Below are 21,074 nucleotides of genomic sequence, written 5' to 3'. Positions count from 1 at the left end.
CGTAGTGCAACTTCTACACGTTGCGCTCAAGCAGGCAGTGAACGTGGCGTCCAGAGGTCAAAGCGGAACTCCGCTACACCTTGAAATGGAACTCCACCGCTTTCGCGCACGTAGGGCTATCTGCTTGAATCCGCGAGGTCAGGCCAACGCACCCGTCGATATGCAGATCCCGCCGACGACGAACGCGGTTCGGCGATCGTAGTCAGCGCGAGGCGGCCGGCCGCCGTACTTGAGTGCCAGGGCATTGTCTCGGGCGAGCGCCTGGAAATCAGCAGCCGTGAAATCGTGAACCAGGACGCCTGCGGCATGCCCTTGAGCGACGAGGCTGTCGTGGAAAGCCGTCCCGGCATGACACAGAGCGAGCAGAGGCTCGGAGTCTCGGTACTCCTGCAGCAGGACGTCATTGACCGCGGGGAGTCGATACTGCAGGTCCCGGAGTGCACCGATGTAGGAGCAGATCCGCTCTCGGACCTCGACGACGGACCGCGCATCCTCGATGACAGTCCGCAGCTCCCCCGCGACGACGTCGTCGAGGACAGCATCGATCAGCCCGACCCTCCCGCCGAGCCGATTGAAGATGGTCGCCTTGCTCACATTGGCGACCGCGGCGACCTCCTCGAGCGGTGCAGAGAACCCCTGCTCCCGGAAAACCTGCACCGCCGCATGCCGGATCCGATCGACGTTTCGGCGGGCATCCGCCCGCAGAGCTGGCGCACTTCGAGAGTCGGCCATGACGCATACTCCTCCCGGATCGACGACTAACTTGATCCTAGCAGTCAAGTTAGTGCAGGATGGACCGCAGGAAGTTGACCACGAGAGTCAACTTCAAGTTCGCCGCTCGCCCGGCGCTCGAGCAAAGCTGCACGCCGGGTCACCGCTGCACGAAAGGACGTTCAGATGATTGTTGTGACCGGAGCTACAGGCGCCCTCAATGGGGCTACGGTCGACCACCTCCTCAAGCGGATACCGCCACACCAGATCGGTGTCAGCGTTCGCGACCCCGCGCGTGCGGCACACCTGGCCGATCGAGGGGTCCGGGTACGGCAAGCGAACTATGACAACCCCGCGGCCCTGCGCCACTCCTTCGCTGACGCCGAGCAGGTCCTCCTGGTCTCCTCGAGCGACCTCACTGCTGACGTCGTCGCGCAGCACCACAGGGCCATTGATGCAGCCGTCGACACAGGAGCACAGCGGATCTTGTACACGAGCGCCCAGGGGACAGCTTTCGACACGCCCTACCCGCCGCTCGCGATCCACGCCGCCACCGAACAGCATCTCGAAGCATCCGGAGTCGCCTGGACTGCATTGCGCAACGGTTTCTACGGCGACCCCACCCAGCTGCTCGGTGCGTGGCAGGAAACGGGCGTGATCGCCATGCCCGCCGACGGCCCTTTCTCCTGGATCGACCGCCGCGATGCAGCTGAGGCGGCCGCGGCGATCATCACAGCCGAGGAACCACACGAAGGCCCGATAGATCTGACGCTGCCCGAGCCTGTCACCCTCGCGGACTTCGCCGCCTCCGCATCCGAGATCACCGGTCGCCAGATCGATCGCGTCGTCGTCGACGACGAGACATGGGTGTCCGATGCGACGGCCAGCGGTACGCCCGAGGCGGTCGCGCGCTTCACTCTGTCGATGTTCCAGGCCACCAGGAGCGGACACTTCTCGGGTTCGGACCCCTCGCTCTCGCGACTCCTGGAGCGCGAACCGCGCAGCATCACCGATCAGCTGAAGGGTCTAGTTGTCCGGTAGCGCATGGACCGTCCCCGACCGGACTGCCACATGGATAGGTGACATCTTGACCTGATCGAGCGGCAGTTCCTACTCCTGCACCCTCAAATGTGATGACCGGTTATCGCTGGCCTCGATCGCCATCGGGGTCACGACAACGGTCCCCATTCTGTTGAACTGCAAGTGAACTGCAAGGCCACCGTGTTCCGGCACTTACGAACGTCTCGAGCCGCGCTCTTGACCGCTGACGTCGAGTGTCAGCCATACGGTATCGCCGTGATCCGGATCGGGGTCCCGCCGAGCAGCTTCGGTGAAGCCCAGCTTTGACAGCACCCTGAAGGAAGCGGCGTTCCATTCCCGGACTGAGGCCCAGACGCGGGAGCGCCCAGTCGTCCAAGCAGTATCGAGGACGGCGCTCGCGGCTTCGGTTGCGTATCCGCGACCGCGCACTGATCGTGCAAGTTCGAAGACGATCTCTGGCTCGTTCAGCGTCGAATCGCCGATGCTCAAACCGCAGTACCCGATGAAACCAGGCGCAACCCGACGTTCGATCGCCAGTACCGACAACCCGGACGCGGCCGACTCTTCCAGCTGCGCCTCGATGAGCTCACCGATCTCAGACTCCGTCGGGCGACCGGCATCGTCGATACGACGCCTCGCGGGCACTCTCGGGTCGCGCTCCAGCCACAACGTCCTCACGGCTCCACTGTCGGCCAGCAGCCACGGGCGAAGCCGAAGCCGATCAGTGACCAGCTCCGACTCCATCGGTGGAAACGGGCTCACCTCGGTGGTGGCACTCACGCGGACCTCAGCGGCTCGATTGCGGCGACCTGCTCGGCCGCACGATCCTCGGCGAGGTCGGGATCGTAGCGAGTCTGCAGGTCGAGCCAGAACTGCGCGGTCGTCCCGTATTGCTTGCCAAAACGCAGCGGAGCGTCGGTCGCGATCGAACGCTTACCGTGCACGGACTCGCAGATCCGACGTGATGGGTCTCCGTTCGACAATGCGGCCGTGTTCGGCGTGATGTCGAAGCCTTCGATGAAGTCTTCCATGAGGAACTCACCCGGACGGAACGGAGCGAGCTCGCCCTCGATGTCAGTGACAGTCAACAATCTCCGCCTCCTCCGAGCCAGCACCGGTCCACCTGAGGCAGGACCGCCACAGGTCCTCAAACCTACTGCTGTGCTGCCCGGCCCGATCGCTCTTCAGCAGCTCGAGCACGAGATCTTAGGCTCAACCGAGCGCACGCGCGTACCCCACCACGGCCTGTCGGAACCGTTGTTGCCTAGCGCTAGACGTTAAACCGGAACTCCACCACGTCGCCGTCCTTCATGACGTAGTCCTTGCCCTCGATGCGCACCCAGCCCTTGGCCTTGGCCTCGGCCATCGAACCGGCCTCCATGAGCTGATCGAAGGAGACGATCTCGGCCTTGATGAAGCCGCGCTCGAAGTCGGTGTGGATCACGCCGGCGGCCTGCGGTGCGGTGGCACCCTTGGGGATCGTCCAAGCGCGGGATTCCTTGGGGCCAGCGGTCAGGTAGGACTGCAGGCCCAGGGTCTCGTAGCCGACGCGCGCCAGCTGGTCCAGGCCGGACTCCTCCTGGCCGGTGCTCTCGAGCATCTCGGCGGCCTCTTCGGCGTCGAGCTCGATGAGCTCGGATTCGAACTTGGCATCCAGGAAGATCGCCTCGGCCGGGGCGACGAGGTTCCGCAGCGCCTGCTGCGAGGAGGTGTCGGCGAGCCCCTCCTCATCGGTGTTGAACACGTAGATGAAGGGCTTGGCGGTCATGAGCTGGAGCTCGCGCACCGCGTCCAGGTCGATGCCGGCTGCTTCGCCGCCCTGGTAGAGGGTCTTGCCCGTCTCCAGGAGCGCCTTGGACTTGATGACGTTCTCGAGCACAGCGGAATCGACCAGGCCGCGCTTGGTGTCCTTCTCCAGGCGCTGCATCGAGTTCTCGATGGTCTGGAGGTCGGCGAGGATGAGTTCGGTGGTGATGACCTCCATGTCGCCGGAGGGGTCGGTGGAGCCGTCCACCCGGGTCACGTCGGGGTCGGCGAAGGCGCGGGTGACCTGGCAGATCGCGTCGGCCTCGCGGATGTTGGCGAGGAACTTGTTGCCGAGCCCCTCCCCCTCGCTGGCGCCCTTGACGATGCCCGCGATGTCCACGAAGGAGACCGTCGCGGGCAGCAGCTTCTGGCTGCCGAAGACCTCGGCGAGCTGCGCGAGGCGCGGGTCGGGCAGCGGGACCATCCCGACGTTGGGGTCGATCGTCGCGAACGGGTAGTTCGCAGCGAGCACCTCAGCGCGCGTCAGAGCATTGAAGAGGGTGGATTTGCCGACATTGGGCAGACCGACGATTCCGATAGTAAGAGCCACAGCAGGAGATTCTACGGGCCTGCCGTGGATCCCGGGCTCCGGTGCGGTGAGCCGCTGGTCTCACGTGCAGGCTCGACCGCGCGCCCGCGGCTGACCCGCGGCTGAAGGGCGGCCGAGCCTGCGCGGAGCATGTCAGTAGGCGACGGCGAAGCGCTCGCGGGAGTGGGCAGGCTTCTCGACCTCGTCGAGCACGGCGAGCGCGAGATCGGCGCCCGAGAGCTCGGACTTCCCGGACTCGTCGGCCAGCAGCAGGTCGCCGCCCGTTCGATAGGTTCCCGTCGCCTCGCCCGGGTTGAGGGCGTTGAACCCGGCAGCCGGGCTGATGTAGAACCAGTCGAGCCCGTCGGCCCGCGCCTGAAGATCGTCGAGCACCGCCTCGAGCTCACGGGCTTCGTCGACGAAGGCGTCGGGGAAGTCGGGGGCGTCCACGAGCTTCGGCCCGCCCTCGGCCATCCTCAGCGAACCGGCACCGCCGATCACGCCGAGACGGGTGTCGTTCTCCGCAGCGTGCCGCGCGAGAGTCGCATAGGCAGTGCGCAGAACGCCGGGAACGGCAAGGTCTCCGCGCGGTGAGGCCGCCGCGATCACGGCGTCCGCATCGGCGGCGATCTCACGCAGCAGCGCCTCGTCCCGCACGTCGCCCGCCCGATGAACAACACCGTCGGGCAGGGCGTCCGAGGCGGTGCGACTGACGGAGACAACCTCATGGCCGCGCTGGATGGCCTCCCTGACGATGTGGGCTCCGGCGTATCCGGTGCCGCCGAGAACGGTGATGCGAGCCATGAGCTCTCCTTCCGGGCGCTCCTTCGAGCGCCACGATCGATGCGGGACGGGGTTGCCCCTTGCCCGCAGCCTGCGCTGTGGACCTCGTTGCTCACTGTAGGTAACCTAGTCTCCAACGGGAAGTAGGCACTTTGCGGTAACCGTCCCGGGGCGACTGTCGTCCGCCTCCCGAGACGCCCGCACACGGCCCGGCCTGCCCTGCCCTGCCCCGAGCAGGGCAGACCCGCCCAGACCCGACCCGACCCGACCCGACCCGACCCGACCCGAGGAGCATCTGTCATGACCACGCTCAGCTTCGACCCGTATGTGCGCGACTGTCCCTCGCGTCGGCTCCTGGACCGCATCGGTGACCGCTGGACGGTCCTGGTGATCGGCATGCTGGAGGACGGCCCGCAGCGCTTCTCCCAGATCGCCCGTCGCGTCGACGGGATCTCGCAGAAGATGCTCACCCAGACCCTGCGCTCGCTCGAGGCCGACGGGCTGGTCCTGCGCACGGCGTATCCGGAGATCCCGCCGCATGTCGAATACGAGCTCACCGAGCTGGGCCGTTCGCTGCTGGGACCGTTGCACGTTCTCGTGGCCTGGGCGAAAGAGCACATGGGTGAGGTGCAGTCGTCCCGCGACCGGTCGTCGGTGGCATGAGCCGGCCCCGTGATCGCCGCGCGGCGTCGTGACGGGATGCCCCTGGCCGCGATCGGAGGTCCGCACTCCGTCGACCACCCCGCAGTCGTGTCAGCAGCCTCAAGGCCGGGTACTTGCCGAGCACTGTGAGGGCGGCAGTGGGAGGGCGTCGAGCATCACGTCTGTGTCCTCATCGGCGCGCCGGCACGCTCCGCGGGCGAACCAGGCGTGCCTCCGCTCGCCTGTCACACCCCCGTGGTGAGCTGATCCCATGAGCGGTGTACAGATGCTTCTGCTGGGACTGATGCTGGGCGTGGCCCTCGGAGCCGCGGCGACCTGGCTGGTCGTGCGCGAGCGCGCGCAGCATCTGGAGCAGCGCCGACGAACGGACTCCGACACCGCAGGCAGCCTGCTGCGCCTGGCGGACGAGCGCCACGAGCGCGACGTCGCCCGCCGGGACGCCGCGGAGGAGGAGCGCGAGGCCGAGCTGCAGCGCACCCTGGCCCCGATCACCGCGACCCTCTCCCACCTGGAGCGCTCGCTGGCGCGCTCCGAGGCCGCCCGGATGGAGGCCGAGGGAGCGCTGCGTTCCCACCTGGCCCAGCTGGCGCAGCGCGCACAGTCCCTCGAGACGGGCACCAGCGCGCTCACTGCGGCGCTGCGGGCTCCGACGGCGCGAGGGCGCTGGGGCGAATTACAGCTGCGTCGGATCGTCGAGGCCGCCGGGATGCTCGAGCACGTGGACTTCACCGAGCAGCTGTCCGGCACGCGGGCCGACGGCAATGCCGGGCAGCGCCCCGACCTGGTCGTCCATCTCTCCGGGGACCGTCACGTGGTGATCGATGCGAAGGCCCCGATGGACGCCTACCTCGACGCCACCGAGGAGACCGATCCGGTGCGCGCCGCCTCACGGCGCAAGGCTCACGCGAAGGCGCTGCGGCACCACGTCGGCGTCATCTCGTCCAAGGCGTACTGGAAGGCGCTCGGGGACACCCCGGAGTTCACGGTGCTGTTCGTGCCGAGTGACGGCGTGCTCGCCGCTGCCCTCGAGACGGATCCGACGCTGCTGGACGACGCCTTCGGCAAGGACGTCGTCGTCGCCTCCCCTGCCACCCTGATGGCGCTGCTGCGCACGGTCGCCCACACCTGGCGCACAGACGCCCTGAACCGCGATGCCCGGGAGGTGCTCGATACCGGCCGAGAGCTGCACCATCGCCTCGGCACCTTCACTTCGCACCTGGGCAAGGTGGGTCGTTCGCTGGATTCGTCGGTCGCGGCGTTCAACGACGCCGTCGGCTCGCTGCAGACCCGGGTCATGGTCACCGCGCGCCGCTTCGAGGATGTCGGGCTGACCGGCACGGCGGTGGACGAGGTCGACCAGCTCACGCGCCGTGCACGCACGCTGGACACCGCCGAGATCGAGGATCTCGCCTCGCCGTCCCCGGCCCGCACCTCGATTCCGTCGCAGGAGGGTCGCGCCGGCTGACCGGTCAGGATTCGGCGGTCGCCCGGTCGCCGGAGGGCTTGGTGCGGCGGTCGTCCTCGCCGCGGACCTTCATCTCCTGGCGGAGCTCGCGCGGGAGGGAGAACATGAGGTCCTCGGTGGCCGTGCGGACCGGCTTCACATCGCCGAATCCGCGTGCGGAGAGTTCGACCAGCAGGTCCTGCACGAGCACGTCCGGGACGGAGGCGCCGGAGGTGACGCCGACGGTCCCCACACCCTCGAACCACTCCTCGCGCAGCTCGGCGACGGAGTCGATGCGATGGGAACTCTTCGCTCCGGCCTCCAGCGCGACCTCCATCAGACGCACGGAGTTCGAGGAGTTCGGCGAACCCACCACCAGCACCAGATCCGCGTCCGGAGCGATCTTCTTGATCGCGACCTGACGATTCTGGGTGGCGTAGCAGATGTCGTCGCTGGGCGGCGCCTGCAGCGTCGGGAAGCGCTCGCGCAGACGATCCACGGTCTCCATGGTCTCGTCGACGCTGAGCGTGGTCTGCGAGAGCCACACGACCTTGTCGGGATCGCGCACGGTCACGTTGACGGCGTCGTCGGGCGAGTTGACGACCTGGATGTGCTCGGGCGCTTCGCCCGCCGTGCCCTCGACCTCTTCATGGCCCTCGTGGCCCACCAGCAGGATGTCGTAGTCCTCGCGGGCGAAGCGCACCGCCTCCTTGTGGACCTTGGTCACCAGAGGGCACGTGGCGTCGATGGTGCGCAGGCTGCGCTGCTCGGCCATCTCGCGCACCTTCGGGGAGATGCCATGGGCGGAGAAGATCACGAGTGCCCCCTCGGGGACCTCGTCGACCTCGTCGACGAAGACGGCGCCCTGCTCGCGCAAGCGGTCGACGACGAACTTGTTGTGCACGATCTCGTGGCGCACGTACACGGTCTCGTCGAAATGCTCGAGGGCGCGTTCGACGGCGACCACAGCCCGGTCGACACCCGCGCAGTAGCCGCGCGGTTCGGCAAGAAGGACGGTTCCGTTGCTCACGCCACCATCGTAGGAGGCGCCCGCTCCGGCACGGCAGTCCCGTGGCGCAAGACTCACCACACCTCCACAGGCTGGTCACCAGCGCAAGCGACCTGATGAGAGCCGTCCGGGATGAGAGCCGTCCGGTCGATCGTGCTGGGGAGGGCGCCGCCGGCAGCGCAGGAGAGGGACAGACGAGGAGGGGCTGCAGAGGGAGCAGAGGCTGCGAGGAGATCTCTCCTCCCCATTCGGTCGTCATCCCCCGTGTCGGCGACTGCGAGCGAGCTGTCCCACCGTCGTGCCAGAGTGGCCCCATGACCGAGACGACTCCCGAACAGGGCACCGGTGGGGCCGCGCAGCCGCGTCCGGCGCCCGCCGCCACTGCTGCCCAGACCACTGCGGAGAATCCCTGGCCGCTGCGGCAGCTGTCGGTGAAGGTCGGCGAATACGTGGCACGCATGTCCCCGCTCTGGGTCGAGGGACAGATCGTGCAGCTCAACCGCCGTCCCGGAGCCGGTCTCAGCTTCATGACCCTGCGTGACGTCGACGTGGACATGTCGTTCTCGGTCCCGATCCGTGAGCACGTGCTGCGCGGGCTGCCGACCGAGCCGGTCGCCGGGGCCCGCGTGGTGGTCCATGCCAAACCCACCTTCTGGACCAAGCGCGGCAGCCTTCAGCTCGAGGCCGATGACATCCGGCCAGTGGGCCTCGGCGAGCTGCTCGCCCAGCTCGAACAGCTCAAGCGGGTGCTGGCCGCCGAGGGGATCTTCGCCGCCTCCCGCAAGCAGGAACTCCCCTTCATGCCGCGCGTGGTGGGGCTGATCTGCGGCCGGGAGTCCGCCGCGGAGCGCGATGTGGTGGTCAACGCCCGGCGGCGCTGGCCCGCTGTGCAGTTCGAGATCCGCGAGGTCGCCGTGCAGGGCACCAAGGCGGTGCGCGAGGTCTCCGCCGCCCTGCGAGAGCTCGACGATCACGAGGAGGTGGACGTCATCATCATCTCCCGCGGCGGCGGATCACTCGAGGACCTGCTCCCGTTCTCCGACGAACAGCTGACCCGCCTGGTAGCCGCAGCGACCACGCCGATCGTCTCCGCGATCGGCCATGAGGTCGACACACCGCTCATCGACCTCGCCGCGGACGTGCGCGCCTCGACGCCCACCGACGCCGCCAAGCGCGTCGTGCCGGACATCCGGGCCGAGTTCGACCAGCTGGACCTGGGCCGAACCCGTCTGCGCTCGGCGATCCGCGCCCGGCTCGAGCGGGAGCAGTCCGCATTGGATGCGATGCGCTCACGCCCCGTCCTGGAGAATCCCGCGACCATCCTCAGCGGTCGGGCCGACGAGATCCGGTCCCGGATCGCGCTGGCTCGCACCCTGGTCGGCGCGCGTCTGGATCGGGCGGCCGACGAGGCCGATCATCTGGCTCGCCAGGTGCGCTCCCTCAGCCCGCTGGCGACCCTCGAGAGGGGGTACGCCGTGGTCCAGGCCTCTGACGGGACCATCATCCGCACCCCGGAGTCCTCTGCCGAGGGGGATCAGCTGTCCGTCCGGGTGGCGGGCGGCCGCTTCGGCGTCGTCCACGTCGACTCCGACCCGTACACCCCACCGACCACGTGATCCCGCCGCGGGCCAGATCGTCCCGTTCGCCCTGGTCGTTCCGATCGCTCCGATCGCTCCGATCACTCTGATCGCCCTGAACGCCCTGAACGCCCTGCTCACCACTGATCAAACCTGATCGGGTTCATGTCCCCCTGATCGTTCATACCCACGAGGAGTCACCCATGCCCCAGTCCCCCGCCGAGAGCTCCCCCGTCGACCCCGCAGACACCGTCGAAGCCGCCGACGCTGCGGGCAGCGCATCGACCACCCCTGAGGTGACCCCGGCCGAGGACGTGCAGCTGCCGCCCGACATCGCCGAGCTGTCCTATGAAGCCGCTCGCGACCAGCTGGTGGAGGTGGTGCGCCGTCTGGAGTCGGGGCAGGGCGGGCTCGAGGACTCGATCGGACTGTGGGAGCGCGGCGAGATGCTGGCCCGTCGCTGCCAGCAGTGGCTCGACGGTGCGCGCGAACGCCTGGACGAGGCCGTCGGCGCCCGGCGTCAGGACGGCTGAGCCTCCCGCTCCCGCCCGGCGTCAGGATGGCTGCGCGTCCCGCTCCCGCCCGGCCCCTGGCCGCACGCACGTCACTCCTGCGGGGGTCACGACCAGAACCGGATCATCCCTGCGTCACGCCTGGATGTCGGCGAGTGCGGCCTCGGTCAGCGACCTGATCTCCTCCGAGGAGACCGCCCCGTACACCAGCAGACCGAAGTCCTCACCTTCGCAGGAGATGCCCGTCTTCTCCGAGCCGTCCTCTCCACTGCGCAGAGCCTGGCACGGCACGCCCTGGAGGGTCAGCTCCTCCTCGACGAGCGTTCCCGGCAGCGCTGCGGACAGCATCGGGGCGCTCACGTCGGATTCCTCGATGAGCGTGACCAACGAGCTGTCGGGCGAGGTGTACTCCGCCTTCCACCGCGGGCTGTCTCCATCGGTGAAGCGCGCCGAGCGCTCGGCCCATCCGTCCTCCATCGTCGGCACCGCCACCGGGAAGTCCGCCACGGCCTGCGCGCGCTCAGCGCTGCCGGCGACGTCGACCTCGGAGTTCTCGAGCGTCTGGCGCTCATCCGTGCTGCCCACGCCGAAGAACGCGATCCCGATGACCACGACCACCGCCATCGTCAGCGCGAGCGCCCACACCATGTTGCGCAGCACGGTGTTCTTCCTCGACGGGAGCTCATACGCCGACTTGGGCTGCTGGGGGGCGAGCGCGGGCCCGTCGGCGGCACCGTCAGCGGAGGTAGCGGGCGCGGGGTCAGCACCGGGCGCATCAGCGGCGCGACCAGCGGGCGCGTCAGGGCTGCGGTCACCAGCGAGCGCGTCAGGGCTGCGGTCACCAGCGGGCGCGTCGGGAGCGCGGTCATCAGGGGCGTGCATACTGCTATTGTCCCCGGTGGCCCGTCGGCGCGCTCCCAGGGTGTCGGCGAGGGCACACCCGCCTCGCTGTCCGCACCCGGTGCCGCCCGTCGTGTTCGCGTGGCGTGCGCTCCATTCGCTCCGATCCGCCAAACCTGCGATGATCGGGAGGTGACCGTGAGAATCCTGATTGCCGGAGAAGCCCTCACCGATATCGTCATCGAAGCCGATGGCACTCGTCGTGAGCATCCAGGCGGATCCCCCCTGAACGTGGCCGTGGCGCTCAGCCGCCTCGGGCACGATGCCCACCTGCTCACCCGTATCGGCTCGGATGCCCGAGGCGACGAGATCCGTGCCCACCTGGCCGAGTCCGGGGTCGTCCTGACGCCCGGCAGCTCGTTGGATCAGCCCACCTCCACCGCGGAGGCGACGCTGGACGCCCAAGGCGCGGCGACGTACACCTTCGACCTGGTCTGGGACCCTGACGCCTCGGGTCTGCCTGAGCAGGTCGACGCCGTGCACACCTCGTCGATCGCAGCTGTCCAGGCCCCCGGTGCCTCGACCGTCGAGGACGTGCTGCGCCGCTACCGCGACCGCTCCACGATCAGCTACGACCCCAACGCCCGCCCCACCCTGATGGGCGACCCAGCCTCCGTGCGCGGGCTGATCGAGGCGAACATTGCTCTCAGCGACGTCGTGAAGGCGTCGGACGAGGACGTGGCCTGGCTGTACGGCACCGATGACGTCGAGGACGCCGTCGCCTCGTGGCTCGACCACGGACCGCTGCTGACCATCCTCACGCGCGGCAGCGAGGGAGCGGTCGCCTTCGCCCGCTCCGGCCGGGTGCAGGTCTCCCCCGTCGTCGTCGACGCAGTCGATTCCGTCGGTGCCGGCGATACCTTCTCCGCCGGTGTCCTCGACGCGCTCGCCGACAAGAGCCTGCTCGGTGCGGAGCACCGTCTCGAGCTGGAGGCGATCCCGTCGAACGAAGTCGCCTCCGTGCTGCGGCGGGCCTCCGCACTGGCGGCGATCACCGTCTCCCGAGCCGGCGCCAACCCCCCGTGGAGCCACGAGCTCGACTGAGCAGCGGCTCGCTGAACCGCGACGCTCAGCCCGGCTCCTCGCCCACGCGGCCCGGTTCCCCCTGCACGTTCCCAGCCCTCATCACCGCACGACAATTCCTCAGGAGGCATCAATGTCAGAGCAGACCACGCCCTCGCAGGACGGCTACCGCATCGAGCACGACACCATGGGCGAGGTGCGCGTCCCCGCCTCAGCGCTGTACCGAGCGCAGACCCAGCGCGCGGTCGAGAACTTCCCGATCTCCGGCCAGGGCCTGGAGCCCGCACACATCCACGCTCTCGCCGAGGTGAAGAAGGCCGCCGCCCGGGCCAACAAGGATCTCGGTGTGCTGGACGGCGCCATCGCCGACGCGATCGTCACCGCCGCCGACGCCGTCATCTCCGGTGAGCACGACCATCAGTTCCCGGTCGACACCTATCAGACCGGTTCCGGCACCAGCTCGAACATGAACATGAACGAGGTCCTCGCGACCCTTGCCTCCAGCAGCGATCTCGAGGTCCACCCCAACGACCATGTGAACTGCTCACAGTCCTCCAACGACGTCTTCCCCACCTCCGTGCACGTCGCCGTCACCGGCGGCGTCGTCGAGAAGCTGCTGCCGGCGCTCGCCCACCTCGCCGAGTCGCTCGAGGCCAAGGCCGAGGCATGGAAGTCTGTCGTGAAGTCCGGCCGCACCCACCTCATGGACGCCACCCCGGTGACCCTCGGCCAGGAGTTCGGCGGCTACGCGGCCGCGATCCGCTACGGCATCGAGCGCGTCGAGGCCGCTCTGCCCCGCACGGCCGAGGTCCCCCAGGGCGGCACCGCCGTGGGTACCGGCATCAATACCCCGGTGGGCTTCCCGCAGAAGGTCATCGCGAACCTCGCCGAGCAGACCTCCCTGCCGCTGACCGAAGCCCGCAACCACTTCGAGGCGCAGTCCGCGCGGGACGGCCTGGTCGAGATGTCCGGCGCGCTGCGCACGATCGCCGTGTCCGTCACGAAGATCTGCAACGACCTGCGCTGGATGGGCTCGGGTCCCAACACCGGTCTCGGCGAGATCGCGATCCCCGACCTGCAGCCCGGCTCCTCGATCATGCCCGGCAAGGTGAACCCGGTGGTCCCGGAGGCCGTGCTCATGGTGTGCGCGAAGATCGTGGGCAACGACGCCGCCATCGCCTGGGGCGGTGCGCAGGGCGCCTTCGAGCTCAACGTCCAGATCCCGCTGATGGGCACGAGCCTGCTGGAGTCGATCCGTCTGCTCGCCAACGCCTCCACGGTGCTGGCCGACAAGACCGTCGACGGTCTGGTCGCCAACGAGGAGAAGGCTCGCTTCTACGCCGAGGCCTCTCCCTCGATCGTGACCCCGCTGAACAAGATCATCGGCTACGAGAGCGCCGCCAAGATCGCCAAGCACGCCGTCGCAGAGCGCATCCCCGTGCGCGACGCCGTCATCGCGCTGGGCTTCGTCGAGCGCGGCGAGCTCACCGAGGAGCAGCTCGATTCCGCCCTGGACGTGCTCTCGATGACCGCGCCGAAGGCCTGATCAGGCGGCTGGCCGCACGATCGGCTGACCGTACGCGCGGCCACCGCTCGGAGGTGCGGCGCGGCCACCCTCGCAGGGGCCGCCCATCGGTGGGGCTGCCCTCCGGGTAGCAGCCCTTCCGGGTAGCCGCCCCGCCGAGTAGCAGCCCTTCCGGGTAGCCGCCCCGCCGTGTAGCGGTCGCTCGAGCAGCACGCCATGGCCCATGTCTTGGACGGGCCGCTGGTGACGAGCACTGGCGATATCGCCAGACCACCTCACCAGCGGCCCGTCCGTGACACGTGGCCGGGGATTCCCCCACCACGGCACACCCGCACGAGGCCCAACACCGACACGCGTCTGGCGATCGTCAGCCCACGCCTCACGTGCCCTCGCACTCGCACTCGCACTCGACGCAGTCGTGTAGGCGGGGTCAAGCGGGCCAGGCGCAGCCAGGTCAGCCAGCTGGGGCCGGGCGGGCCAGACGTGTTCAGGCGGGACAGACGGGGCCAGCCATGTTCAGGCGGGCCAGACGGGCCAGGCGAGGTCAGGCGGGCAGAGCACGGCGGTGCTCCCGCCGATGAAGCATGGTCAGCAGCGTCTGCTCGGTCACGGCCCACTCGAGGAACACCTGCTCCCAGGTCAGCCTTGTGACGCGGTAGCCGCGCGATGCCAGGGCCAGATCTCGACGACGGTCCTCACGATACTGATCGGGCGCATCGTGGAACTGGCGGCTGTCGCATTCGATCACCCAATTGGTCCCCACCAGCAGGTCGACCCGGGTGTCGGGAAGCAGCTGCACCTGACTGCGGACCCGTACGCGGAGCCCCTCCAGCCACCAGCGCACCGCGGTCTCGGTGCCGGACTGCGCATCGGAACGCACACGAGACAGCGGGGTCCGAAACCGTTCCGGAAGCCCGGCCAGGAGGGCCTCGAGCTCCGGCCTGTGCAGAGCACTCTTGTTGAGAGCGGACTCGATGAGGATGGCCGCCTTGACCGTGGGCAGACAGCGGGCTGCATGGTCCAGCGTCTGCATGATGCCGGGAACGGGGTCCGTTCCAGGCCAGGCGCGCATCCGTGGACCATGGAACACGAGAGGCTGAAGCCGGCTGCGCGGCCACCCGTTGTCGGGTTCAGGGAACGGAACGAGCTCGTTCGTCATGGGGTCGACCCAGCGCCGCAGAGGGAGCATATGTGGCCCCGGCTCCGGAGCGTCAATGACGCGAGGCCGATACACATGGACTCCGCTCCCCCGCGGAATCCACAGGCCATGAAGCGCTGCCGCGTCGAGACACGTGGGCCGCACACCCTGCTCGAGCAGCGCCACCAGATCTGCCGGCGCTTCCGGGGTCACATACCACTGGCCTGCCGAGCGGATCGCTCCCTCGCGCAGCCACGTTCGACGGCGGCTCAGATCAGGCTTGATCCGCGACAGCTCTGTCTTGAGAAGGACCCCGGGGATCTGCATACGGTGATCTGACCAGACCTGGAGACCCTCCCGGAGGGGAGAATCGTCGATGTGGATGGCGCAGCATTGGGGAGGACGCGTCCCGGACGAGTTGAGCCCACCCGAAGATGGTCCGCCGTGCTCTGAACCCGGACCTGCTCGGGGCTCCTGCCCGCCCTGTCGCTCGTCGCCAGACTTCCCGTGTCCCGCACCCGGAACCCTGTCCAGCGCTAGGCATCCCGCGCCGGCACTCGGCACTCGGCACGCGGCACGCGGCACGCGGCACGCGGCACGCGGCACGGAACATGGGGACCCCGGCAAGGATCTCGGTCTCGGTCTCGCACACAGGGCACAGGGCACGAGCACGAGCACGACGGGCCGATGTCACCGAAGGGCCGTGGGTGACGAGCACTGGCGATATCGCCAGACCACCTCACCAGCGGCCCGTCGGTGACGCGCGGTCACGTCTAATGGCCCATCGCCGGCCGCCTCACCGCTCACGGCACCTCCTCGTCCCCCTCACAGCACCGGCTCGCCCCCTCACCGCTCACGGCACCATTCCGTCCCCGTCGCCCCCTCACGGCACAGGTTCGTCGAGCACGTGGGTGACCAGCTCGGCGACCTTGGACCGCTCGGAGCGCTGCAGCGTGACGTGGGCGAACAGGTCCTTCTCCTTGAGCGCCTCGACTACCGAGGCGATGCCGTCGTAGCGACCGATGCGCAGGTTGTCGCGCTGGGCCACGTCGTGGGTGAGGACCACGCGGGAGTTCTGGCCGATCCGGGAGAGCATCGTGAGCAGCACGTTGCGCTCCAGGGACTGCGCCTCGTCGACGATCACGAAGGCGTCGTGCAACGAGCGTCCGCGGATGTGGGTGAGCGGGAGCACTTCGAGCATGCCGCGCGAGAGCACCTCGTCGATGACGTTCGAGGAGACCATCGAGCCGAGCGTGTCGAACACTGCCTGACCCCACGGACCCATCTTCTCGCCCTGGTCGCCGGGCAGGTAGCCGAGCTCCTGGCCACCCACGGCGAACAGCGGGCGGAAGACCATGATCTTGCGCTGCGTGCGTCGTTCGAGAACGGCCTCGAGGCCTGCGCACAGGGCCAGCGCGCTCTTGCCGGTGCCGGCGCGTCCGCCGAGGGAGACGATGCCGATGGACTCGTCCTGCAGCAGGTCGATCGCGACCCTCTGTTCCGCGGAGCGCCCGGAGACCCCGAAGACGGTCTGGTCGCCCTGGACGAGCTGGACGTCGCCGTCCTTGCGCACGCGGCCCAGGGCCGAGCCCCGCGGGCTGGTGATCGTGAGTCCTGTGTGGACTGGCTGATGGGCGACCGCGGGGATCGTGACGTTCTGACCGTCGTAGAGATCGCTCATCGTCTGCTCGTCGACCTCGGCGGTGACCATGCCGGTGTAGCCGCGGTCGCGGGCCAGCTCGGCCCGGTACTCCTCGGCGTGGATCCCGGAGGCCGACGCCTTGATGCGCATCGGCAGATCCTTCGAGACGAGCACGACGTTATTGCCCTCGAGCTGCAGGTTCTTCGCGACGGCGAGGATCCGGGTGTCGTTGTCGCCGAGCCGGAAGCCGTCGGGCAGCGACGCTGTGCTCATGTGGTTCAGCTCGACGTGGACGTGGCCGCCGTCCTTGCCGATGGGCAGCGGGAGCGAGAGGTTCCCGTGCTGTTCGCGCAGGTCGTCGAGGATCCGCAGGGCCTGTCGGGCGAAGTAGCCGAGGTCCGGATGGTGCCGCTTGGCCTCGAGCTCGGTGATCACCACGATCGGCAGCACGATGTCGTGCTCGGCGAAGCGGTGCAGCGACAGCGGGTCGGACAGCAGCACCGACGTGTCCAGCACGTAGGTGAGCACTCCGGTCTCGAGGTCGGGGAGGAACTGCTGGGCGGCTCCGGGCCGCAACGAGGGGACGACGGGCGAACCATCCGGATTCGCGGCGCCCACCCCCGAACCATCCGGATTCGCGGCGCCCACCCCCTGGCTCCCCGTCTCCGTCCCTGAGCCGGCGGACATCGTCTCGCGGGCAATGGTGGTGTCGTCCATCGGAGCCTCCCGAATTCGCGTGGATGCCTGGACCTTAGCCCTGCTGGCACACGGTGTCGGGCGAGTCCCGCCGTCGGCGGGTGCGACGTTCACCCGATCGTCACCGGAAGTTCTGACGAACCGCCGATGACGTCAGTGTGCCACCGCTCACACCAGCGGCGCGGGAGGACTCGAGAACGATGTCGGCGTGCCCCGAGCGCCTCGACAGCGTCTTGGTCGGGGCGAGTTCGCTCAGGCGCCGTAGCGGCGTTCGCGACGGCAGAATTCGCGCAGCGCACGCAGCAGATCGACCCGTCGGAACCCGGGCCAGAACGTCTCGCAGAACCAGTATTCGGAGTGCACGGACTGCCAGAGCAGGAATCCGGACAACCGCTGCTCGCCGGAGGTGCGGATGATCAGATCCGGATCGGGCTGGCCTCGGGTGTAGAGGTGCTCGGCGATGGAGTCGATGCTGATCGCATCGGCGATCTCCTCCGGGGTGCGCCCCTGGGAGCCGAGATCACGCACCAGCTCCTGCACTGCGTCGACGATCTCCTCGCGACCGCCGTAGCCGATCGCCACATTGACCGTCAGCTCCGACTCGGGGGCCGCCTGCTCCTTGATCCGGGCGATGTTCTCCCGAACGGACTCCGGCAGCGCATCGGTGGTACCGGTCAAGCGCACGCAGTAGCCCGCCTCGGCGATCTGGCCGACGGTGGAGGCGATGATCTCGTAGAGCGCGACCAGCTCCTCCGGCGGGCGACTGAAGTTGTCGGTGGACAGCATCCACACGGTCACCAGGGGGATCTTCAGGTCCTCGCACCAGGAGAGGAATTCGACGATCTTCGCCGCGCCGGCGCGGTGGCCGTGCTCGGTGGTCTCCCCCGCCTCCTTCGCCCAGCGACGGTTGCCGTCGACGATGACGCCGAGATGCTGCGGGAGGGAGAACGCTTCGAGCTCACGGGTGAGCCGACGTTCGTAGACACGGTAGAGAAGGCCGTCGTCGTCCATTGCAGCCTCCGCTCCTCGGGTCTGAACGATGTGTGCGAGGCGCCGATCGAGCCGGTTCCCGGCTGGCGTCCCGCATCGCGCGACCGAATCCGCCAGGTCGCACCGTCCCATTATCGACGATCCCGCGCCCGGGGTCCGACGCTTCGGGGCAATCCTCACCGGATCGTCACAGTGCCGGCCACCCGAGGTTACGTCACCGTAGGTTACGATTTCAGGATGATGACCGGCTCTCGCCGTGAGGATCCCCAGGGCATCTCGGAGCCCACGTCCGATCCATCCGCCCACGGCCCCGATACGACGACTGCACCCCTGACCGACCCGGCAGACCTCCTGTCCCCCGCAGAGGCTCGGGACCCCGCTCTGCACGAGGCCGTCACGGCGGTCTCCGAATCCGGCGCTCCCCCAGCAGCGTCCGGAGCCGGAGCGGCCCCGACAGGCTCGGGAACCGGCGCCTCCCCGGCAGCATCCGAGTCCGGAGCGTCCCCCGCGATGGCCGACGGGGACATCCCCACCGCGCAGACCCACCCCTTCGCTCCGCGGACCCTCACCCGCGCCATGGCGGCGCGCGCCAAGTCGCTCGGCATCCAGCTGCCCAAGCCGCGCCTGCGCGGCGTGCTGCACCTCATCGCCTTCCCGACCTCGCTCGTGGCAGGGCTGCTGCTGGTGGCTTTCGGAGAGACCTTCGCGATCCGCCTCGCCTGCGCGGTCTTCGTGCTCACCGCCGGGCTGCTGTTCGGGGTCAGCGCGGTCTATCACCGCGGTACCTGGACGCCCCAGCGGGCGATCATGCTGCGCCGATTCGACCACGCGAACATCTTCCTCATCATCGCGGGCACCTATACCCCGATCGCGGTCGCCATGCTCGAGCCGCGCCAGGCGGCCACCCTGCTCGCGATCGCCTGGGGCGGTGCCCTGATCGGCGTGTGCTTCCGGCTGTTCTGGACCGGGGCCCCGCGCTGGCTCTACGTGCCGGCCTATGTCGCGCTCGGCTGGGTGGCGGTGTTCTACATGCCCGCGCTCCAGGCGGGAGGCGGCTGGATCGTGGTCTGGCTGCTCTCGATCGGCGGCCTGGCCTACACGGTCGGCGCGGTCGTCTACGCCCTCAAGAAGCCGAACCCGTCACCGGCGTGGTTCGGCTTCCACGAGATCTTCCATGCGGGGACGCTGATCGGCTTCGGCTGCCACTTCGCCGCGGTCGCGACCGCCGTCATCTGACGCGGGGCCCGACGAACCGGACGCCCGGCAGCGGCCGACGGCCGACAGCCGACGGGCTCGACGGGCGACGGAGCACGAGCTACGAGCTACGAGCTACGAGCTACGAGCTACGAGCACTTTGCACCGAGCCCCGGGCCCTGAGCGACGCGGGACGTGCCACCGATGACGGGCGACGGACGCTGGGCAGCGGGGTGTCCGAGCCCGCTGCGCTCACCGACGGTCGTCGTCCGGGTCGTCCTCCAGCGTGGTCCCGTGCTCGCCGGACACCCCGCCGTGCGGGGCGATGCCCTCCGCGGGATCCGGGTCCTCGAGGCTGCTGCGCTCATCCGCGCGGTCAGGAGAGGCCTCGCCACGGGCCGATGCCGTCCCGTCGGTCGACGCGTCATCCGCCGATGCCGCTCCCTCGGTCGCCCTCGCGGCCTCCTCCGCGTGCTCGGCCTCCTCCTCGTCGTCCACGTCCGTCTCCAACTCCGACTTCGCAGCCCTGTCGGCCTCTTCGGCCTTCTCGGCCTTCTCGGCCTCTTCGGCATCGACGCGCTCACGAGCCGCGGCGCGCGCGGACACGCGACGGGTGCGGCGGGTCATGTCGAGCACCAGCAGGACCACGACCACCGCCAGGATGAACATCGCGACGAAGCCGGGCAGTCCTGGCGTGACGGTCGCGGAGGTGAAGCCGCCGTCGTCCGAGGGGAACGGATCCGCCAGCACGACGCCCCGGCTCCCCACTGCCTCGGCGAGCTCGGCGCCGCTCATGCGCGAGCCTCGATCCGCTCATGGCGCAGGCCGGCGAACAGATCGTTCTCCGGGAGCTTCACCCCGATACGCGAGATGTGCAGCTCGTAGTCCTCGGTGCCCCACGCGGAGATCTCGGCGTCGTGCGTGATCCGGAAGAACGGGCCGTCGGGGTCCACCTGGGTGGCGTGCGCACGCAGCGCATCGTCGCGCACGCCGAGGTAGTCGCGCACATCGATGCGCGTCGTCAGCAGGCGGTCGGTGGATTCGTCGAAGCGGGCCATCATCTGCTCGAGCTCCTCGTTAGGAGCCCCGGAGGCACGCAGGTGACGGGCGACGGCGGAGAACCGCTGACGATGGAAACCGTTGATGTAGTAGAGCTTGGCGATCGCCCAGGGCGCGCCGAGCTCCGGGGCGAACTCGGGATCGGCGGCGAGGTCGAAGGCCGCCACGCTGATCCGGTTGACCTGGATGTGGTCCGGATGCGGGTACCCGCCGTTCTCGTCGTACGTGGTCATCACGTGCGGGCGCAGGCGGCGCACGGCCTCGACCAGCGGTCGGGCTGCCTCCTCGATGGGCAGCGCCGCGAAGCAGCCCTCCGGCAGCGGCGGCAGCGGGTCGCCCTCGGGCAGGCCGGAGTCGACGAAGCCGAGCCACTCGTGGTCCACCCCCAGGATCTCCTGGGCGTTGGCCATCTCCTGACGGCGCACCGACGGCAGGACGTCGCGCGTCAGGCTGGGGTCATCGCGAAGGCGCGGGTTCAGCACGTCCCCGCGCTCACCCCCGGTGCAGGTGATCACGGTGACCTGAGCTCCCTCGCGGGCATAGCGCGCGGTCGATCCCGCACCCTTGGAGGACTCATCATCCGGGTGTGCGTGGACGGCCACCATCCGCAGCGTCTCATCGGGGGTGGGCATCTCGACGGTCACGGTTCTCCTCGCAATCAGCTGGACGGGGACGAGGTTCCCCGAGAACCGGTGCGAGCTCGCGAAAGGTTCGCACCAGCGTCCGATCGTACGCCACTGCGCCTGCGGGTTCACGGGGTGGTACGGCCCGCGAACACAGGCGTGACAGGTCACTCCTCGCGCCTGCCGACCTGGGAGACCTGTCGGCCCGG

At 68.9% G+C, this 21,074-nt stretch carries 20 protein-coding genes; 8 read left to right on the top strand and 12 right to left on the bottom strand.

All coding sequences use genetic code 11. The features are described 5' to 3' along the window. Positions 1-138: 138 nt before the first annotated feature. The gene (locus CIK81_RS08045; protein ID WP_096166868.1) at positions 139-732 is read right to left on the bottom strand and encodes a TetR/AcrR family transcriptional regulator; all 594 of its coding nucleotides are present in this window, start codon (positions 730-732) and stop codon (positions 139-141) included. 165 nt (positions 733-897) lie between these two features. Between CIK81_RS08045 and CIK81_RS08040 the strand changes: the two genes are divergently transcribed. Next, positions 898-1,752, top strand: coding sequence for an NAD(P)H-binding protein (locus CIK81_RS08040; protein WP_096197739.1), 855 nt, complete (start codon positions 898-900; stop codon positions 1,750-1,752). A 192-nt stretch (positions 1,753-1,944) separates the two neighbouring features. Here CIK81_RS08040 and CIK81_RS08035 read toward each other — a convergent pair whose 3' ends face one another. The 4 genes from CIK81_RS08035 to CIK81_RS08020 form a co-directional block, all read right to left on the bottom strand. Continuing rightward, positions 1,945-2,532 (bottom strand): GNAT family N-acetyltransferase, encoded by a 588-nt coding sequence (locus CIK81_RS08035; protein ID WP_241964075.1) that lies wholly within the window; start codon positions 2,530-2,532, stop codon positions 1,945-1,947. Continuing rightward, positions 2,529-2,840: a HigA family addiction module antitoxin gene (locus CIK81_RS08030; protein ID WP_096197738.1), complete on the bottom strand. Its 312-nt coding sequence runs from the start codon at positions 2,838-2,840 to the stop codon at positions 2,529-2,531. The genes CIK81_RS08035 and CIK81_RS08030 overlap by 4 nt, the downstream gene beginning before the upstream one ends. A 182-nt stretch (positions 2,841-3,022) precedes the next feature. Further along, positions 3,023-4,108: a redox-regulated ATPase YchF gene (gene ychF, locus CIK81_RS08025; protein ID WP_114307716.1), complete on the bottom strand. Its 1,086-nt coding sequence runs from the start codon at positions 4,106-4,108 to the stop codon at positions 3,023-3,025. 132 nt (positions 4,109-4,240) lie between these two features. Then, positions 4,241-4,891 (bottom strand): NAD(P)-dependent oxidoreductase, encoded by a 651-nt coding sequence (locus tag CIK81_RS08020; protein WP_096166798.1) that lies wholly within the window; start codon positions 4,889-4,891, stop codon positions 4,241-4,243. 279 nt (positions 4,892-5,170) lie between these two features. On the opposite strand from CIK81_RS08020, the gene CIK81_RS08015 reads away from it, so the two are divergent. Then, positions 5,171-5,533 carry a helix-turn-helix domain-containing protein gene (locus tag CIK81_RS08015; RefSeq protein WP_096166797.1) on the top strand — a complete coding sequence of 121 codons (363 nt, stop codon included), beginning with the start codon at positions 5,171-5,173 and terminating at the stop codon, positions 5,531-5,533. Positions 5,534-5,783: 250 nt separating this feature from the next. After that, positions 5,784-6,998 (top strand): DNA recombination protein RmuC, encoded by a 1,215-nt coding sequence (locus CIK81_RS08010; protein WP_241964074.1) that lies wholly within the window; start codon positions 5,784-5,786, stop codon positions 6,996-6,998. 4 nt (positions 6,999-7,002) lie between these two features. On the opposite strand, the gene CIK81_RS08005 is transcribed toward CIK81_RS08010, so the two are convergent. After that, positions 7,003-8,007, bottom strand: a complete 1,005-nt coding sequence (locus CIK81_RS08005; protein WP_158541968.1) for a 4-hydroxy-3-methylbut-2-enyl diphosphate reductase — start codon at positions 8,005-8,007, stop codon at positions 7,003-7,005. A 293-nt stretch (positions 8,008-8,300) separates the two neighbouring features. Between CIK81_RS08005 and xseA the strand changes: the two genes are divergently transcribed. Then, positions 8,301-9,602 carry an exodeoxyribonuclease VII large subunit gene (gene xseA, locus CIK81_RS08000; RefSeq protein ID WP_096197727.1) on the top strand — a complete coding sequence of 434 codons (1,302 nt, stop codon included), beginning with the start codon at positions 8,301-8,303 and terminating at the stop codon, positions 9,600-9,602. 164 nt (positions 9,603-9,766) lie between these two features. Continuing rightward, a complete protein-coding gene (locus CIK81_RS07995; protein WP_338065795.1) occupies positions 9,767-10,096 on the top strand; it encodes an exodeoxyribonuclease VII small subunit in 330 nt (109 codons plus the stop codon). A gap of 114 nt (positions 10,097-10,210) precedes the next feature. On the opposite strand, the gene CIK81_RS07990 is transcribed toward CIK81_RS07995, so the two are convergent. Continuing rightward, positions 10,211-10,957, bottom strand: coding sequence for a DUF4245 family protein (locus tag CIK81_RS07990; RefSeq protein ID WP_114312395.1), 747 nt, complete (start codon positions 10,955-10,957; stop codon positions 10,211-10,213). 156 nt (positions 10,958-11,113) lie between these two features. Here CIK81_RS07990 and CIK81_RS07985 point away from each other — a divergent pair, with 156 nt between their 5' ends. Together CIK81_RS07985 and CIK81_RS07980 are read left to right on the top strand one after the other, a co-directional pair. After that, complete coding sequence (locus tag CIK81_RS07985) at positions 11,114-12,019, top strand: carbohydrate kinase (protein WP_338065794.1); 906 nt, start codon at positions 11,114-11,116, stop codon at positions 12,017-12,019. Between the two features lie 112 nt (positions 12,020-12,131). Beyond that, a complete protein-coding gene (locus CIK81_RS07980; protein ID WP_096166251.1) occupies positions 12,132-13,544 on the top strand; it encodes an aspartate ammonia-lyase in 1,413 nt (470 codons plus the stop codon). Positions 13,545-14,067: 523 nt separating this feature from the next. On the opposite strand, the gene CIK81_RS07975 is transcribed toward CIK81_RS07980, so the two are convergent. The 3 genes from CIK81_RS07975 to CIK81_RS07965 all read right to left on the bottom strand — a co-directional run bounded on the left by CIK81_RS07975 (position 14,068) and on the right by CIK81_RS07965 (position 18,010). Beyond that, positions 14,068-14,988: an endonuclease domain-containing protein gene (locus CIK81_RS07975; protein WP_241964073.1), complete on the bottom strand. Its 921-nt coding sequence runs from the start codon at positions 14,986-14,988 to the stop codon at positions 14,068-14,070. A gap of 556 nt (positions 14,989-15,544) precedes the next feature. Next, positions 15,545-17,020 carry a PhoH family protein gene (locus CIK81_RS07970; protein WP_158541967.1) on the bottom strand — a complete coding sequence of 492 codons (1,476 nt, stop codon included), beginning with the start codon at positions 17,018-17,020 and terminating at the stop codon, positions 15,545-15,547. A 231-nt stretch (positions 17,021-17,251) separates the two neighbouring features. Beyond that, complete coding sequence (locus CIK81_RS07965; protein WP_096166252.1) at positions 17,252-18,010, bottom strand: isoprenyl transferase; 759 nt, start codon at positions 18,008-18,010, stop codon at positions 17,252-17,254. A 216-nt stretch (positions 18,011-18,226) separates the two neighbouring features. Between CIK81_RS07965 and CIK81_RS07960 the strand changes: the two genes are divergently transcribed. After that, complete coding sequence (locus tag CIK81_RS07960) at positions 18,227-19,225, top strand: hemolysin III family protein (RefSeq protein WP_338022885.1); 999 nt, start codon at positions 18,227-18,229, stop codon at positions 19,223-19,225. Positions 19,226-19,435: 210 nt separating this feature from the next. Here the strand turns inward: CIK81_RS07960 and CIK81_RS07955 are convergent, their stop codons facing one another. Next, positions 19,436-19,978 carry a hypothetical protein gene (locus CIK81_RS07955; RefSeq protein ID WP_096166253.1) on the bottom strand — a complete coding sequence of 181 codons (543 nt, stop codon included), beginning with the start codon at positions 19,976-19,978 and terminating at the stop codon, positions 19,436-19,438. Next, on the bottom strand, positions 19,975-20,886 hold the full coding sequence (mca, locus tag CIK81_RS07950) for a mycothiol conjugate amidase Mca (RefSeq protein WP_096166254.1): 912 nt from the start codon (positions 20,884-20,886) through the stop codon (positions 19,975-19,977). The genes CIK81_RS07955 and mca overlap by 4 nt, the downstream gene beginning before the upstream one ends. Positions 20,887-21,074: the final 188 nt, after the last annotated feature.

The organism is Brachybacterium sp. JB7, from assembly GCF_003335205.1.
In the GTDB taxonomy this organism is placed as follows: domain Bacteria; phylum Actinomycetota; class Actinomycetes; order Actinomycetales; family Dermabacteraceae; genus Brachybacterium; species Brachybacterium alimentarium.
The sequence above is the reverse complement of the archived record's forward strand: the minus strand, read 5'-3'. Positions and strand labels throughout refer to the sequence as shown.

Bases quoted from the DNA above. Each gene is read 5' to 3' on its own strand.
- CIK81_RS08045 (WP_096166868.1), bottom strand. From the start codon at position 732: ATGGCCGACTCTCGAAGTGCGCCAGCTCTGCGGGCGGATGCCCGCCGA.
- CIK81_RS08040 (WP_096197739.1), top strand. From the start codon at position 898: ATGATTGTTGTGACCGGAGCTACAGGCGCCCTCAATGGGGCTACGGTC.
- CIK81_RS08020 (WP_096166798.1), bottom strand. From the start codon at position 4,891: ATGGCTCGCATCACCGTTCTCGGCGGCACCGGATACGCCGGAGCCCAC.
- CIK81_RS08015 (WP_096166797.1), top strand. From the start codon at position 5,171: ATGACCACGCTCAGCTTCGACCCGTATGTGCGCGACTGTCCCTCGCGT.
- CIK81_RS08010 (WP_241964074.1), top strand. From the start codon at position 5,784: ATGAGCGGTGTACAGATGCTTCTGCTGGGACTGATGCTGGGCGTGGCC.
- xseA (WP_096197727.1), top strand. From the start codon at position 8,301: ATGACCGAGACGACTCCCGAACAGGGCACCGGTGGGGCCGCGCAGCCG.
- CIK81_RS07995 (WP_338065795.1), top strand. From the start codon at position 9,767: ATGCCCCAGTCCCCCGCCGAGAGCTCCCCCGTCGACCCCGCAGACACC.
- CIK81_RS07990 (WP_114312395.1), bottom strand. From the start codon at position 10,957: ATGCACGCCCCTGATGACCGCGCTCCCGACGCGCCCGCTGGTGACCGC.
- CIK81_RS07980 (WP_096166251.1), top strand. From the start codon at position 12,132: ATGTCAGAGCAGACCACGCCCTCGCAGGACGGCTACCGCATCGAGCAC.
- CIK81_RS07975 (WP_241964073.1), bottom strand. From the start codon at position 14,988: ATGCAGATCCCCGGGGTCCTTCTCAAGACAGAGCTGTCGCGGATCAAG.
- CIK81_RS07970 (WP_158541967.1), bottom strand. From the start codon at position 17,020: ATGGACGACACCACCATTGCCCGCGAGACGATGTCCGCCGGCTCAGGG.
- CIK81_RS07965 (WP_096166252.1), bottom strand. From the start codon at position 18,010: ATGGACGACGACGGCCTTCTCTACCGTGTCTACGAACGTCGGCTCACC.
- CIK81_RS07960 (WP_338022885.1), top strand. From the start codon at position 18,227: ATGATGACCGGCTCTCGCCGTGAGGATCCCCAGGGCATCTCGGAGCCC.
- CIK81_RS07955 (WP_096166253.1), bottom strand. From the start codon at position 19,978: ATGAGCGGCGCCGAGCTCGCCGAGGCAGTGGGGAGCCGGGGCGTCGTG.